The sequence below is a fragment of the Bartonella sp. AA81SXKL genome (assembly GCF_042196945.1).
Lineage (GTDB): Bacteria > Pseudomonadota > Alphaproteobacteria > Rhizobiales > Rhizobiaceae > Bartonella.
This window is the reverse complement of sequence record NZ_JBHIRH010000297.1, coordinates 1-276: the sequence shown is the minus strand read 5'-3', so window position 1 is coordinate 276 and position 276 is coordinate 1. Positions and strand designations below refer to the sequence as shown.

Annotated in this window: 1 pseudogene; it reads right to left on the bottom strand. The window is 42.8% G+C overall.

Annotation, left to right across the window (positions count from 1 at the left end):
* Positions 1-276: pseudogene (locus tag ACFINZ_RS11230) on the bottom strand (hypothetical protein); the annotation flags it as partial.

Below are 276 nucleotides of genomic sequence, written 5' to 3'. Positions count from 1 at the left end.
ATATCCGCCTTTTCCAATAGCCACTACATCATTATTCTGTAATTGGCGTTTTTGAATTTTTAGAGTAACACATTCACCGCCACCTCCACCTCCACGTTGACCACCGCTACCGCCAGCTCCCCAAGCCGTAATTTCAATTTCCGTATCATCTGAGACACCGTCAGGCCAGGGAATATTGCCACTCTGCAGCATGGTAATTTCAACGTATTCTTCTTTACGTTTTTTGATTAAAGAATCTAATAAAGCATCCACTTGCGCCTTGGTATAAACAAGATC